This window comes from Verrucomicrobiia bacterium, assembly GCA_035629175.1.
Taxonomy (GTDB): domain Bacteria; phylum Verrucomicrobiota; class Verrucomicrobiia; order Limisphaerales; family DASXHY01; genus DASXHY01.
Genome location: DASPIL010000051.1, coordinates 22,993 through 38,757 on the forward strand (window position 1 = coordinate 22,993; position 15,765 = coordinate 38,757).

A 15,765-nucleotide genomic window follows, 5' to 3' on the forward strand; every position below is an offset into this window, starting at 1 on the left:
AGAGCGGGCATCCCAAACACGTGAGTTGTGTGTTGCGGCAGCCCCTGCGCGGCGCCTATGCGGGAACAGCTGCCGGCTTCGCCGTGATCCAGTCGTATCCCCGGGATTCCAGTTCAAACGCGAGTTCCTTGTTTCCCGATTTGACGATGCGCCCATCGACCAGCACGTGAACGAAATCAGGCACGATGTAATTCAGCAGGCGCTGATAGTGCGTGATGACGAGCTGAGAATTGTCCGGGCGTTTCAGCTTGTTCACTCCCTCTGAAACAACCTTCAGCGCGTCGATATCGAGGCCCGAGTCCGTTTCGTCGAGGATGGCGAGTTTCGGTTCGAGCACGGCCATCTGGAATATTTCGGCGCGTTTCTTTTCGCCACCGGAAAATCCCTCGTTCACGGAACGCTTGAGCAGGTCATCCTTGAGCTCGAGCAATTTCATTTTCTCCTTCACGAGCGCCAGGAACTCCATGGCATCGAGCTCGGGCATTCCCTTATGTTTCCGCACTTCATTCAATGCGGCCTTCAGGAAATAGGTGCTGTTCACTCCGGGAATTTCGACCGGGTATTGAAACGCGAGGAAAAGTCCTTCGCGCGCGCGTTCCTCGGGATCCAGATCCAGAAGATCCTTGCCCTGATACAACACCTCGCCACCCGAAATGTCGTATCCATCACGCCCGGCGAGCACCGCCGCAAGTGTGCTTTTTCCGCTGCCGTTCGGCCCCATCACGGCATGCACTTCGCCGGGATGAACAGTGAGGCTGACACCCTTTAAGATTTGCTTTCCCTCTACGCCCGCGCTGAGGTTTTTGATTTCAAGAATTGGATTGCTCATTTGAAAACTATCCGACGCTTCCCTCGAGGCTCACGCCCAGAAGCTTTTGCGCTTCCACGGCAAATTCCATGGGAAGCTCCTTGAAGACTTCCTTGCAGAAGCCGTTCACGATCATGTTCACTGCGTCCTGTGTCGCCAGGCCGCGCTGGTTGCAATAAAAGATCTGGTCTTCACCAATCTTCGACGTGGTCGCCTCATGCTCCACTGACGCGGAAGTGTTTTTCACTTCGATGTAAGGGAACGTGTGCGCGCCGCACTTGTTGCCGATCAGCATGGAATCGCATTGGGAGAAGTTGCGCGCGTTTGTGGCGCTCTTCTGGATTTTCACAAGGCCCCGATAACTATTCTGGCCGCGGCCGGCAGATATGCCCTTCGATACGATCGTGCTTCGGGTGTTCTTCCCGATATGCACCATCTTCGTGCCCGTGTCCGCCTGCTGCATGTTGTTCACCACAGCAACCGAATAGAATTCTCCAACGGAATCATCGCCCTGCAGAATGCAGCTCGGATACTTCCATGTGATCGCCGATCCGGTTTCAACCTGCGTCCAGGAGATCTTGGACTTGCGGCCTTTGCACAAGCCGCGTTTCGTCACAAAGTTGTAGATGCCGCCGCGACCCTCGGCATCGCCCGGATACCAGTTCTGGACGGTCGAATACTTGATTTCGGCGTTATCCATTGCGATCAATTCCACTACCGCAGCATGCAGCTGGTTTTCGTCACGCATGGGTGCAGTGCAACCTTCGAGATAACTGACGTATGACCCTTCATCAGCGACGATCAACGTCCTCTCGAACTGGCCGGATTTCGCCGCATTGATGCGGAAATACGTCGACAGTTCCATGGGACAGCGGACGCCCTTGGGGATGTAGCAGAACGAACCGTCCGTGAACACAGCTGCGTTCAAGGCTGCATAAAAATTGTCAGTATGCGGGACTACCGATCCGAGATGCTTGCGGACCAATTCGGGATGCTCCTGTACTGCCTCGCTGAAGGAGCAAAAGATGATGCCCTTGGTGGCAAGCTGGTCGCGATAGGTGGTTCCGACCGAGACGCTATCAAACACCGCGTCCACAGCCACGCCTGCCAGTCGTTCGCGTTCGCGCAGCGGAATTCCCAGCTTTTCGTAGGTTTCCAACAGCTTCGGATCCACTTCATCGAGACTCTTCGGGCCATCGGTTTTCTGCTTGGGCGCAACGAAATAGGTGATGTCCTGGAAATCCACGGGCGGGTATTTTACGAACTGCCAGGTGGGTTCCTTCATCGTGAGCCAGTGACGAAACGCCTTTAGGCGGTAATCCGTCAGCCACTCAGGTTCCTTCTTCTTGGCGGAGATCAGCCGGATGGTGTCCTCGTTCAACCCGGGCGGCGCGGATTCTGTCTCCACGTCGGTGACGAAGCCATACTTGTACTCCTGCTTTACCAATCCCTCGATTGTCTCGGTTGCTGTACTCATTAAAACGAAAGTGTAATCCTCTGTGATTGCTGCTTCTTGTCAACCCGCGCTATTTGTTTTCAACAGCGCAACTGCCGCATCGGCCGCGGATCGCAATGTCAAATCGCGTCGCCTTGAACCCTTCAGGCAGCGCAATTGCGGCCGAGCCCTCGGGAAGGTCCACATCAAACACTTTGTGGCATCCGTCACAATAGAAGTGACAGTGCTCCTGCATGTTCGGGCAAAAACGCGCGGCACCGCGGTCCACAGTCACCTGCCGCGCCAGGCCGGATTGCACGAGGGCGTCAAGACAGTTGTAAACCGTGGCCATTGATATCTCCGGCATTCGCCCCTTTGCCCGGATGAATACTTCCTCAGCAGTGGGATGATCCCGTTTTTCGAGCAAAACGTCGTAAACCTCCTGCCGCTGCGGAGTAAACCTGAATCCGCTTGTGGCAAGGCGCTCGTTGATCTGCGTATCGGGTGACTTCTTCAATGGAACTCGCCGAACCTACGCAGCGAACACCACTGTGTCAATATCTGGAATAATTCTAAATCCAAACTGGCTCTGTGGCGGCGGGCATCCTTGCCTGCCGTGGAGCCGCGGCTTCCAGCCCGGTGGAAGGAACCTCAAACGAAGCGGAGCGCGTTGAAGGAATCTGAGTGCCTCTCGCGTGCTTGACGTTTTTTCCGGTGGCAAGGATGCACGCCCTCTGCGTCAGGCAAGATGCCTGACGCCACTCTCGTGCGGCTTGTTCGTTGCGCGTGGCTTGAAGTTCGGGCGGATGAATAAATCAAAAGCCCCTCCTGGGGAAATCCAGAAGGGGCCGTGCAAAACGTGAGTCGTTTAGAACTTGTAGATGATATTGCCTGCGACCAAAACAGCGTTGCGCTCATTCGGCGCGCCGGAAGTGCTGGCGTTAACAGGAATTCCACCAATGCTGCCCACGGGAACCTGATTGCCGCCGAACGGACGTGAGCCGTCCACGGCGCGGTCCCATCGAATCTCAAGGCGGCTGATGACGTTCTTCCACAGGTCATACTGGACCGTGCCGGTCACGCCAATGAGGGTCGACGCCTGCAGGGGGCCGTCACCGGCATCCTGCCAGACATATTCACCGCGGGCATGGAGGCTCAGCTTCTCAGTTGCCTGGAAGGAGACATAGGTGCCCAGAGCATTCGCCCAGGACGAATCAACGGACACGCCGGCGATGGTCTGTTCTGGAACTCCGAGGTAATCATAGGCGAAGCCGAGGCGCAGGCCGGTGACGGGAGTCGCGAGCGTCAGGCCGGAGAACAGGTTGATTTGGGTGCCGGAGGCGAGAGGTCCGCCACCGAAACCGTTAACAACGCCGCCGTAAAGGGTTGATCCGGAAAGGAATCCCCAATCTTCGGGAGCCGTGAGCGAGATTGAACCCATGTAGGTCTTGTAGGATTCAGCCTTGTACGGATGGGCCTTGCCCGTGCCGACCGGGAATACCGATCCGCCGAGGTTCGCGCCACCGATTATCGGTCCAGTAGTATTCGCAACACCCGCTGACACGCTGAACATGTCGGAAACGCGATACGTTCCGAGAATGCCCGTGTGAGTCGTGGGTTCGAGCGTAAAACCCCAGGAACGGGTGTAGTTCGGGTTGTTCACGGAATCGATCGACTCATATCCGACGACCGTGTCGAACACGCCGACCTTCCAATCGATGCCATTGCCGACGGGCATGCGAAGGGCGACATACGCTTGGCGAATGGCGAAGTCACTGCCTGCGATTCCGCCGACCGGCGAAGTGCCGAGCAGGTTCGCATCAGGTCCGAACATCGCGTCGAAGCGATACCCAGCGGCCCATTCGGCTTCGTCCAGCGGCTTTTCCAGGACGAGCTTGACTGCGTTCAGGTTGAAACCGTCGGCTTTGCTCGGCGAATTGAAAGCATAGCCGGGCACATTGCCGTTACCGGTTCCCAGGTTCCAATGAGCGGATGTATCCACATACCCGCTCAACGTGGTCGCTGCCACAGCAGTCCCGACCGAGCTTAAAGCTGGATCCTGCGCGTGCGCTGCAGAAGCCAGGCTGACCACTCCGAGAGCGGCCAGACTCATTGTCCATTTATCAAACTTCATTAGTTCCTCCAGTTAGTTGTTTGCTACAGTGAACGGTTGTAATGCCGAACACACACAGACAGACTTGGGATAAAAACGGTTTATCCCAGGCACCTTACGGGTGCATTTGCCCGCATTGATAGGTAAACCCCCATCCTTTGACAACTAGTTTTTTGGTCGTGTCCCGGCGGTAAATGCCCGTTTTTGACCTGATTCACATCCTGAATCTGTGCAGCAGATGTATCATCGCAAGGCAACATTCCGCGTGCGGATCAAGAAAATCGCGCTTCTTCCAACCTCCTTCGAGGAACAAAGCCGATTGGAATAGCGGCTGCTCAACCGAACTCCAAATACGCCAGTGAGTGGACTCGCATGGCGCGTTTGGAAGACGAAACGTTATGGCCTCATTTGCTTTTGTTGCCCGCGAAACGACCTCTGGTCGCGAAATCCGAAGTTCTGTGGACGCTGCGACCGAGCAGGCTGCCATTGCCGCCCTGCTTAATCGCAACCTCCTCGTAGTCAGCATCCAGGAAAAGGTCGCGAAGAAGGGGAAAACCCAGGGCGGCAAAGTTGCCCTGCAGGACCAGGTCATTTTTACCCGCCAATTGGCGACCATGATCGATGCGGGCCTGGCGATGGTCCAATCCCTTCAGGCACTCGCCGAACAAACCACAAACAAGGCGATGCGCGACATCATCAAGGATATCTGCGCCCGCGTCGAAGCGGGTGACAGCTTTTCTGAGGCCTTGCAGAAGCATCCCAAGGTGTTCAACCGCCTGTTTGTCTCGATGGTATCCGCGGGAGAAAAGGGTGGTTTGCTGGCCGAAATCCTCGCACGCCTCGCCACCTACCTGGAAAATACCGCGCGGCTTCGAAAGAAGGTGAAGTCAGCGATGATGTATCCCACAGTCGTGACGTTCGTCGCCATCGCCATCACGATCTTCCTGCTCGTCAAAGTCATTCCCGTGTTCGGTGACATTTACACCGGTTTCGATGCAAAACTTCCCGGTCCGACACAATTTCTCATCAACCTGAGCAACCTTGTGAAACAGTACTTTCTGGTGCTCATCCTGGGTGGTGGCGGTGGGGTTTACGCGTGGATGTATTACATCAAGACGAAGGCGGGCCGGCGGTTTTGGGACGCCAAGCGGATCAAGCTCCCGGTGTTCGGCTCCATTGCCCACAAAATCTGCCTCGCGCGCTTCACCCGCACGCTGGCGTCTCTGATTCGCTCCGGCGTTCCGATCCTGGAAGTTCTCCAGATCGTTTCTCAAACCGTCGGCAATGTCATCATGGAGGAGGCGATCCGTGAGTCTTCGGCTGACATCGAGCGCGGCGAAAGCATCTCAGCCGCCCTCGCCAAGCACCCAATCTTCCCGAGCATGGTCGTCCGCATGATCACGGCTGGCGAACAAACGGGTAAAATCGACAACATGCTCGAACGCGTATCCGACTTCCTGGATGAAGAAATTGAAACCACTCTTTCGGGAATCACATCCCTGATCGAGCCCATCCTAATCGTGTTCCTGGGCGTCGTCATCGGCGGCATGGTCATTTGTATGTTCCTGCCGATCTTCAAGATGGCGGAAATTGTCGGCGGCAAGTAATTGCCCTTCCCTCCAGCCCGGACGCCACAGCGGCTTCCGGGCTGTTTGCTTGGGCGCGTTCAGTTTGCCTGATCCATTTCAATAATCATGGGCAGGTTTTATCTTCCTTTCAGAGCCTCGATTCCTATAATCCACCGGACTGCGCTCACCGCGGTCCACTGAACTCGATATTGAATTATGCCACTGACACATACGAAAGACCTGTTCGCGAAGGCGTTGAAGGGCAAATACGCTTTGGGCGCGTTCAACGTCAACAACATGGAACTCATTCAGGCCATCGTGGAGGCGTGTGAAGAAGAAAAGGCGCCGTTGATGCTCCAGATTTCCAAGGGAGCCCGCAGTTACGCCAACCCCGTTTACCTGAAGAAACTTATTGAGGCGGCCGTAAGCCTCTCGAACATTCCGATCGCCATCCATCTCGATCACGGTGATACGTTCGAATTGTGCAAGGAATGCATCGACGAAGGCTTCACAAGCGTGATGATCGATGCGAGCCACGAACCATTCGAAAAGAACGTGGAAATCACCCGGAAAGTGGTGGAATACGCCCATAAGCACAACTGCTCTGTCGAATCCGAACTCGGCCACCTGGTGGGAGCGCAGTTCGACGAGGGAGAAGAGGGCGGCGCCCATTCGATGAGCGGACATTACACCGTTCCGGAAGAAGCTGTGCGTTTCGTGAAGGAAACCGGTTGCGATTCCCTTGCGGTGGCGATTGGCAACAGCCATGGCGCGTATAAGTTCAAAGGGACCCAGCACCTCGACCTCGAACGGCTCAAGCTGATCAAGAAAGCGCTAATGGACGCTGGAATGGGTGACTACCCGCTCGTACTGCACGGAGCCTCGAGCGTTCCACAGCACCTCGTCGCGGAGGTAAACAAATTCGGCGGACAAATGCCGGATGCACAAGGCGTCCCCGAAGCCGATATTGAAATCGCCCGCCGCGTGGGATGCACGAAGGTGAATATCGATACGGACCTTCGTATCGCAATGACGGCGGCCATCCGCAAGGTGTTCGCGGAGAGCCCGAAGGAATTTGATCCGCGCAAATACCTCGGACCTGCCCGCAAGGCGGTGAAGGACCTCGTTCGGCACAAAGTGAAGAACGTTCTGTGCTGCGCAGGTCACGCCTTCGACTAGGCGCTGCCTCCATCAATCTCAAGGCGATGGCTCCGGCCATCGCCTTTTTCATTTCGACGAAGTCGTTGAAACGAGATTTCCGATGCGCGCCGGGTCAACCTGTGCCACTGGTTGAAGATGGAAAAGCTCAATACCTCCGAGATTGAACAGGCGCTCACATCTGTTCCACAGTGGAAAAAATCAGGTTCCGAAATATCACGCACCTACCAGTTCAAGGATTTCATGGGAGCGATGCGATTCGTCAATTCAGTGGCCGAGATTGCCGAAAAAGCGGCGCATCATCCGGATATCGATATTCGTTGGAACAAGGTCACTCTCACGCTCACCACTCACGACGCTAACGGCTTGACTGCCAAGGATTTTGAACTCGCCAAGCAGGTGGACCGCCTATAGGTTCCGCACCGCACTGGCTGCTGGCCAGTTGCCGGTCTCCACGGAATTCATTTAGCGACTCACTGACGAAAATGGCTACTACCGACACGCAAGAGATTTCAACTCTCTTCAAGAAGCATTTCAACCAAACATCCACCCATACCGTCCGGGCTCCTGGCCGGCTGGAGTTGTTGGGCAATCATACGGATTACAACGATGGACTGGTGATGGCGCTGGCGGTTGATCGCTACATTTTCTTCGCGGCATCGCCCCGCACGGACGGGAAAATTGAGCTGATCTCTTCCGCCTTTCCCCAGCCTGAAGTTTTCACCGTCGATCGCATAGAAAAGAACCCTGCAGCGCCATGGGCGAACTACGTCAAAGGTGTTCTCCTGCAACTCCGTCAGCGGGGCGTGCATTTCAGCGGGTTCAACGCGGCGATCACCGGCACAATTCCCATGGGCGCTGGCATGAGCAGTTCAGCTGCGCTGGAGGTCGGAACTGCGCTCATTGTTCGGAAATTGTTTCCCTACACGCTCACCGCGACCGGCCTGGGCACGCCACCGCAACGAGATGCCAATGGCCAACTGCCCGCGCTTGCAGCCGCAGAACGTCTTGAAATGGCAAAGGTCGGGCAGGCGGCGGAAAACCAGTTCGTAGGAGTGAAATGCGGTATCCTCGACCAGATTTCCTCGCTGTTCGGGAAGGCGTCGTCTGTCATCGATATTGATTGCCGCTCATTGACGGTGGAAAACCCGCCCATGCCAGGGGAAGCCATCATTGTCTGCAATTCGGGCGTGAAGCATGAATTGATTGGCGGCGAATATAATGAGTTGCGGCAGAACTGTGAAAACGCCGCGGCCAAACTAGGAGCCAAGTTTCTGCGCACTGTGGAGTTGAAGGACGTCGAAGCCAGCAAGGGCAAGCTGACACAACGCGAATACGAGTGCGCGCGCCATGTGACCAGCGAGATCGCCCGGGTGGTTGCTGGCGCGAAGGCGCTAAAGGCGGGCGACCATGAGCAGTTCGGGCAATTCATGTTTCAAAGTCACGAAAGCTCACGCGATTTCCTGAAGAACAGCACCAGGGAACTTGATATCCTTGTCGAACTTGCCCGCAAGCATCCCGGCTGCCTCGGCGCGCGCCTGACTGGCGGCGGGTTCGGCGGCGCCACCATCAACATGGTTCGACATCACGAAGCACAGGGATTCATCGACCATATGAAACGTGAATATGAGAAGGCTGCCGGCATAAAGATGGATCCGCTCGTCTGCCAGATTGTGGACGGGGCAGCGTGACCCGGACCGCCCGCTCGGGGCGGCGCCACACAACAAACGTTCAAACGTTCGGGAGACGCCCGGTGGAATCACCAAAGCGTTCGATCGAACTCAGGCCCATTCGGTCGGCCATTGAGAGGAAGAGGTTCGTGATCGGCTTGCCGCCGTGCTTCACGTAACGGCCGGCCTGCATGGAGCCGCCGCCATCGCCTGCGAGAATCACCGGGAGATTGGAGTGCGTGTGCCGGTTTCCGTCGGCATTTCCCCCGCCGTAAACAATCATCGAGTTGTGCAGGACGGATTGGCCATCGACATCCTTCATCGCGCCAAGCTTCTGGACGAACTTCGCAAACTGCATCACATACCAGCGATCGATCTCCCGGATCTTCCGGATTTTTTCCTGGTTGTTTTGATGGTGCGAGAGGTCGTGGTGCCCTTCCGAGACGCCAATTTCCGCAAACGAACGATTGCTGCCATCGTGCGCCAGCAGCATCGTGGCAATCCGCGTTGAATCGGTTTGAAAAGCCAGCGCCAGCATGTCGAACATCAATTGGATGTGTTCTTCAAAGCTGGCCGGGATGCCTGACGGTGTGGGAACCGCAGGATCCTGCACGGCGAAACGTTCAGCGCGTTCAATGCGGGTTTCAATTTCACGCACGCCCGTAAGGTATTGATCCAGCTTCGCACGATCCCCGGAATTCAGGTTCTTCTGCAGCGCACGGGCATCGTCCAGAACAAAGTCGATAATGGACCGTTGTTCCAGGCTTCGGCGCTTCAAGTTTTCCGCGCGTTCCCCAGGCGCGCCTCCCCCGAACAGACGTTCGAACACGAGCCGGGGATTCGATTCCGGGGTCATCGGGGTGGTCGGCGAACTCCACGAAAGGTTGTACTGATAAGCGCAGGAATAACCCGAATCGCAGTTGCCCGTGTTGCGAGTGGAATCGCAGGTCAATTCCAGCGACGGGAAACGGGTTAGATGTCCCAATTGGCGGGCCATCACCTGATCGATCGAGACGCCAGCGCGAATGTCCACGGCACTCTTTTTGAGGCGAACACCCGTCAGGAAGGTGCCGTTCGCGCGAGCGTGGTCGCCGCCTCCATCCATGCCAGCGGTTGCGGTCAGATTATCGAGGCCGCCGAGCACCTGAACATTCTTCTTCACCGCCGACAACGGTTCGAGCGTCTGCTGCAGGGTAAAATCCCCGCCTTCTTCAAATGGCCACCAGGCCGACGGAATCGCTCCGTTCGGAAAATAAACAAAGGCAGTGCGCAATGGGGCGCCTGTGGCAGTCCGGGCGAGCTGCTTCCCGGGGTCGGTTGCCGCGGCAAGCAATCGGACCGGGAGAATGCTTTCCATGGCGGGGAGTGCAAGGCACGCGCCCAACCCGCGCAAAAAGCGGCGGCGACTCAAGCTCAATGCCCGCTCTCGCGCAATGTCTCTCGATGCATTCGAATTCTGTTTCATTGTTAGTGCCTTTCCAACCGGGCCGCCGCCAGTGCATGCCCTTCCTGATTCTTGCTCTCGTCGCCGGCGGCAGCATGCGATGTGCTGTCGGTCAGACGGGTCTTCTGAAACGCAGCCGATTCAATCACTCCGGTCATCAATGCGGAAGATCGCCCGTCCGCCTTTTCGATTTTTTCAACGATGAGATCAACGGTTCCAACGTCGTAATATTCCAAACCACGCCCCAAGGCATAGGTGAGCAGCTTCTCTGTGATCGTGCGATAGAATTGTTTGGCGTGGTTCTGGACGAGGATGCGTTTGAGTTCCCGCACGTCCGAAAATTCTTCTCCGGTAATGAGCTTCCCCGCAGCATCGATGGGCTGCTCTTCCTCCTGTTCGCGCCACATTCCCATTGCGTTGAAGTTCTCGAGTGCAAGGCCCAATGGATCCATGCGATTGTGACACGAACTGCACAAGGCGTCTTCCCGATGCCGTGCCAATGTCTCGCGCAAGGTGATGCTGCGATTATTGTCACCCTTCGCCGCGTCCTCCAATGGCGGAATATCGGGCGGAGGCGGGGGCGGCGGCGTTCCCAGAATGTTATCGAGGATGAACACGCCGCGTTTGACGGGTGACGTGCGGGTGGGATTGGACGTCACAGCCAGAACGGATCCCTGCGTAATGATGCCGCCGCGCGGACTTCCCGAGGGCAGCGCCACCTTCCGCACCTGTGAGCCGCTCACATTGGTGATTCCATAATGCCGGGCAAGGGCTTCATTCAAAAACGTGTAATCACTATCGATCACTTCAAGAAGGCTCCGATCCTCTCTAATGATGTGCTCAAAGAAATCCTCAGTCTCCTGCCGCATGGCCCGCCGCAGTTCGCCGGTCAATTCAGCTCGCGGCGTGCGGCGGCTGCGAAAGAGCGTGTTGCGCAGGTTGTCGCGTTCGGCTTTCTCCTCAGCCGTGAGCTGGCTCTCCTCCTTGCTGCGCAATTGCCCAAAGCGCGCCCGCTGCCGCTCCGTCTCACGCGTTAATCCGTCATCGCGATTCAACACCGACCGCGCGTCAATCGGGACCGTTTCGATGTCCCGCGCCTGCAGCCATTGACCCGTGAAGTTGCGGATGAACGCCTCGAATCGCCGATCCTTGATCATGCGCGCGACCTGCGACGACAACTCAACCCGCAACTTTCCCTCGCGGGCGAGGCGGAACAATTCCTCGTCAGGCATCGATGACCAAAGAAAATAGGAAAGCCTTGAGGCGAGGGAAAACTCGTCAACGAGGGGATACACATCGCCTTCCTTGAGAGAGTCAGCGCCTTCAACTCGGAACAGGAACCGAGGCGACGCCAGCACAGCAACCATCGCCTGCGCGACGCCCGCTTCAAACGTCTTGCCAGGCTGCTGGTATATGGCTTCAGCCAGGTTCCCGAGCCGTTCAATCGTTGAGGCATCCACGGGACGCCGATATGCGCGCTCCGCAAACGAGCCAAGCAACTCCTGCGCATAGGTGCGCCGGTCTTCCGCGCTCTGAGGCACGGCCTTTGGAAAGAACCGCGTGTAATTCGCGGGCGCCACCCAATGTTCAGGAGCCTTGGGCCCGCGAACCACGACCGAGTGAATGTTCAACGACAACGTTCGATTCTGCGGCTCACCCGGAGTCAACGCCTCAAGAATGAACCCAAGCTCGTGCTCGCCCTGTTTCCAATGCACCGGAATCTCGAATTGAAACGACTTGCCGCCTTCCCAACTGAACTCCTCCTCCCATCGCTCAGCCCCGTCGACAGTAAAAATTAATCGGCAGCGATTGTAGTCAAAGGCGTCGTCCACGTAACGATCCTGCACACCGAGCCGCAGCACGAGTTCGTAATCACCCGCATGCTGCACGGAAATGGTGTTAGACAGGTAAGCGTTTGCGTAAAAGGAAAGGGCCAAAGACCCTTCTCCCACGGCCACGGGGCCACCGCGGAATCTTCGCCCTGGGATGCTGCGCTCCGGAATCTGTTTCCCCAGCGTCGGCACCGCCTTGGCCACAATTGCATTGGCCGCAATCAGGTATTTCTCGAGGAGCATCGGAGGCAGCGTCAACACGTCGCCAATGTTGTCGAAACCGTGCCCTGTGTCGTCGGCGGGAAACGCCTCGTGCGTGTTGTAATCCACTCCCAGCAGGTCGGAAATCGTGTTTCGGTACTCGACACGATTGAGGCGGCGGATGGTAACGCGGCCTGGGTCGGGATTGTTTGGATCCAGTTCGAAAACGGAATCCTTGATCCAGCTGATGATTTGCCCGCGTTCGGCATCGCTGGGTTTGCTCTTGCGCGCGGGCGGCATCAACCCGGCCTCAAGATTTTTAAGAGCGTGAGACCACAATCCCTTTGCGTCCAAAACCGCGGCGTCCGATTCAAATCCGTCGAAGGCCACATTGCCCTTGTTTTCTCCATCGCCGTGGCAGTCGAAACAATACTGCTCGAGCAGGGGCCGGATTTCGGTACGAAATTTCACCGCTCCGGGCAGCGTTTCAGCCGCCCGGAGCGATGCCAACCCAACCACAACAAAAACAGCAAAACGCAAAAGCATCGGCGCGGCACACTATAGGAACAAACCGTTAGATGGACGAGTCCCGCACAGGTTACATTCAGCCTGCTGGAACTTTGGTCGACAAAGGATGAGTGCCCTCCCCCCCAAGCACCCCTGCACGCTCAATCGTCTCCAAACACATGCGGGTCCCGTGATACGGCCCCTTCCATTCGCTGACTTTCGGCAACGATGGATCCGGCATTCCATCGCCGAGAATCCGCCAAAACCATTCCCCGTGAACGCGATCCACCAGGTGGTTCTCCATGAAATCCCAGACGCGCGCCGCAGCTTCCAAAAACCGCTGCTCGCCCGAAATGGAATAGACGTTCAGAAATCCCACGACAGCTTCCGCCTGCGGCCAGCATTCCTTGCGTGCATCAAGGACCGCCCCGTCACGCCCTTCGTAACACAACGCGCCTGTGGCATCGATTCCTTGGGTCAAAACGGCATCGGCAATCCGGACGGCGAGGGATCGCACGCGCCCCGTCAGTGCCGAATCGCCAAGCAACTCCGCCGCTTCGCACAACAGCCAGCTGGCTTCAATGTCGTGGCCAAATGTGCAGGTGTTCGATCGAACCCGCCAGCAATCGTCGAAGAAATGGTGCAGATGAAAGGTCCTGCGATCGAGGATCCTGTCCTCGAACAGCAGGATCAGTTCACGCAGCCGGACGCCGACACGTGGATCATTCCATACGCGTCGAAGATTCGTATATGCCTCCAGCACGTGAAGGTGGCTGTTCATCGATTTTTTCTCGTTCAAATCCTTTTCACTCAGCGCCTCGTCCACCACAGTTGTCCAGTCACGGCTGCAAACCTCGAAATACCCGCCCTGCCCCTCGTCGTGCGCATGGGATTCGACGCAGTCGAACAACTCGCGAGCCTGCCGCAATGCCGCGGCGTTCCCAAACGTTCGATGATACTCTGACAACGCGTAAATGCAGAATGCCTGTCCGTAGGTTTTTTTTACAGGATCCAGCACAGCGCCCGAATCGGTAAGCCGCCAGAAAGCGCCGCCATGTTCGCGATCCACAAACCGGGACACGAGGTAATCCAGGGCGCGGTCCGCCATTTGTCGATACACGGGTCTCGCCTCGTTGCGATAGGCTGCGGAAAACGCCCAGAGGATCCGGGCATGGACAATCAAACCCTTCGGCTTGCTGCGGTCGGCGTGTAATTCGTTCGACAACCACGCCATCCAGCCGCCTTGCTCATGATCGACCGCGGGACCGCACCAAAACGGCAGGATATGCCCGTGCAATTGTCCCCTCGCAGCATCGCTCAGCCGCTGAAGCGGGTTGGTTCTCATGGCCTCGGCTCCCGTGCCGCGTGCAGTATTTCCACCCGCCCCACCTGCGTTTCACCCGTGAACTGGATTTTTAGAAAACGCGCCTCTACGCCTGCGTTGTTGGCGTGGAATAAGACAGGGAGCCAATACCCGTAATCGCCACCGCCCCTGAAGTACGACTGCTGCAGAACCTGAATCTCGCGAAACGTCTCTCCATCGACCGACACGCTGAAGTTCGGCGGCGTGATCTGCTTTGGAAAAAAGGCGAAAATCCGAAACCCCTCCAAAGCGTCAGGCAACTTGTAAATCATGCTCGCGCCCTTCGTCCCGCCCGCCCGATGCCCATCTTCTTTTGCCTGCCTGCAATCCCGATTGTGAATCGTCACTCCTCCATGGCGGAAGAGGCGGTCAAGGTTGCTGAGTTCGTCGACGAAGATTCCGTGTTCAACCCGGACCGGCCCCTCGACATTGGACGGCGCCGACGCGCCGCTCTCGTTCACAGCGATGACACGATAAAGCCATTCGCCACGCGGGGCGGATTCATCGACCCACTGCGGCCTGTATTGCACGGCCGCTTCATCGATGTTTTCCGCCACAACAGACCACGGCCCGCTTCGATTGGCAGCCCGCTGCAAGCGGTAGGATCGCGCTCCAACAGACCCCTGCCACGTGATCTGGGGAGAGCCTGCGGCCGGAAGCAGCACAGGGGCGGGAGGAACCGGCAAAGGCGGAACCGCGATACCTCGGATCTTGAAGGCATGCTCCCGCGCCAGGTTCATCAAGGGTTCTTCGTCGTACGCCGCCGCAATTGCAGAGGGTGGCCAGTGAAACGCCTTGTAAAGATTTCCGCCCGCGGGTTCGCTGTGCCAGTAAAAGCCCCCGTCACGATTCCGAAAACGCAGGCTCCATAGCAGTCCACCGGAAATCCGAGTTTCCGCAATCGCGTCCAGAGCTTCCTCCATCTGGGCTGTGGGGACGAAACCGAACTCGCCCACCACGTAGGGTTTCCGTCCCTTCGCTTTGACGGCGTTCTCGCGAATCAATTGTGCGAACGTCTTGCTGCCCCCGGGGTAGTGATGCGTGGTCACTATGTCGATCTCGGGCATTTCCAGTGAAGCCGTTCTCAGTTCCGACGCGTTGAAGCCGTCCATGATCAGGTGATTGGCATCGAGGTTTCGGATGTACGCAGCAATCTCGCGGGTCCACGGAGCGGGCGAGTCGATTTCATTTCCCGTTTCCCAGCAGAGGACCGCAGGATCCTCGGAATAGCGAATGCCTGTGAACGTGTTGGTGCGCGTGAGGATGAAGCGAACGGTGGTCTTGAAATCGTCGATCAATTCCTTGTCCGTCCAAAACGCATCAGAAGCCTTGCCGCGGAATGCTGCATATTCGGCGCGTCCACCCTGCCACGTCCAATTGTCCACGAGCGGAATAATCAACCGAACCCCCTGCTCGTTCGCGACCTGCAGCGCGAGATCAAGCGCGCGGAACGCCTCCTCATTGAACCGCCCGGGCCCCAGCACATGCCTTGGAATTTCCGGCGTGTCATTGGTTCGTTTGACCGTGATCACATACGTCCGCGCCACAGTCCCGCCCAATTGCCGCGCGGTCGCAAGGGCGTCGGTCAGTTCGAACCGATCCGGCAATCTCCAGGGATTCAGCTCCTTGAACGGAACGTTATCCTCGATGACGAGAAGGTTCGGGA

General features: G+C 57.1%; 12 protein-coding genes. 4 read left to right on the forward strand and 8 right to left on the reverse strand.

Annotation, left to right across the window (positions count from 1 at the left end):
• Positions 1–55: 55 nt before the first annotated feature.
• From sufC to VEH04_08645, 4 genes are all read right to left on the reverse strand, one after another.
• Complete coding sequence (gene sufC / locus VEH04_08630) at positions 56–817, reverse strand: Fe-S cluster assembly ATPase SufC (protein ID HYG22833.1); 762 nt, start codon at positions 815–817, stop codon at positions 56–58.
• 19 nt (positions 818–836) lie between these two features.
• Positions 837–2,285 (reverse strand): Fe-S cluster assembly protein SufB, encoded by a 1,449-nt coding sequence (gene sufB / locus VEH04_08635; GenBank protein ID HYG22834.1) that lies wholly within the window; start codon positions 2,283–2,285, stop codon positions 837–839.
• Between the two features lie 49 nt (positions 2,286–2,334).
• A complete protein-coding gene (locus tag VEH04_08640) occupies positions 2,335–2,760 on the reverse strand; it encodes a transcriptional repressor (protein HYG22835.1) in 426 nt (141 codons plus the stop codon).
• Positions 2,761–3,111: 351 nt separating this feature from the next.
• Positions 3,112–4,377: an outer membrane beta-barrel protein gene (locus VEH04_08645; GenBank protein ID HYG22836.1), complete on the reverse strand. Its 1,266-nt coding sequence runs from the start codon at positions 4,375–4,377 to the stop codon at positions 3,112–3,114.
• Positions 4,378–4,754: 377 nt separating this feature from the next.
• Between VEH04_08645 and VEH04_08650 the strand changes: the two genes are divergently transcribed.
• The 4 genes from VEH04_08650 (at position 4,755) to VEH04_08665 (ending at position 8,773) form a co-directional block, all read left to right on the forward strand.
• Positions 4,755–5,963: a type II secretion system F family protein gene (locus VEH04_08650; protein ID HYG22837.1), complete on the forward strand. Its 1,209-nt coding sequence runs from the start codon at positions 4,755–4,757 to the stop codon at positions 5,961–5,963.
• A gap of 177 nt (positions 5,964–6,140) precedes the next feature.
• The gene (locus VEH04_08655; GenBank protein HYG22838.1) at positions 6,141–7,103 is read left to right on the forward strand and encodes a ketose-bisphosphate aldolase; all 963 of its coding nucleotides are present in this window, start codon (positions 6,141–6,143) and stop codon (positions 7,101–7,103) included.
• Positions 7,104–7,220: 117 nt separating this feature from the next.
• Positions 7,221–7,496, forward strand: coding sequence for a 4a-hydroxytetrahydrobiopterin dehydratase (locus tag VEH04_08660; protein ID HYG22839.1), 276 nt, complete (start codon positions 7,221–7,223; stop codon positions 7,494–7,496).
• A gap of 71 nt (positions 7,497–7,567) precedes the next feature.
• Complete coding sequence (locus VEH04_08665) at positions 7,568–8,773, forward strand: galactokinase (protein ID HYG22840.1); 1,206 nt, start codon at positions 7,568–7,570, stop codon at positions 8,771–8,773.
• 40 nt (positions 8,774–8,813) lie between these two features.
• On the opposite strand, the gene VEH04_08670 is transcribed toward VEH04_08665, so the two are convergent.
• The 4 genes from VEH04_08670 to VEH04_08685 form a co-directional block, all read right to left on the reverse strand.
• Positions 8,814–10,217: a DUF1552 domain-containing protein gene (locus tag VEH04_08670; GenBank protein ID HYG22841.1), complete on the reverse strand. Its 1,404-nt coding sequence runs from the start codon at positions 10,215–10,217 to the stop codon at positions 8,814–8,816.
• Positions 10,218–10,219: 2 nt separating this feature from the next.
• Entirely contained in the window at positions 10,220–12,700 is a 2,481-nt protein-coding gene (locus tag VEH04_08675) for a DUF1592 domain-containing protein (GenBank protein ID HYG22842.1), read from the reverse strand.
• 133 nt (positions 12,701–12,833) lie between these two features.
• On the reverse strand, positions 12,834–14,081 hold the full coding sequence (locus VEH04_08680) for an AGE family epimerase/isomerase (GenBank protein ID HYG22843.1): 1,248 nt from the start codon (positions 14,079–14,081) through the stop codon (positions 12,834–12,836).
• Positions 14,078–15,765, reverse strand: a 1,688-nt coding sequence (locus VEH04_08685) for a cellulase family glycosylhydrolase (protein HYG22844.1), incomplete at its 5' end; no start/stop codon positions are given. The genes VEH04_08680 and VEH04_08685, both read right to left, overlap by 4 nt.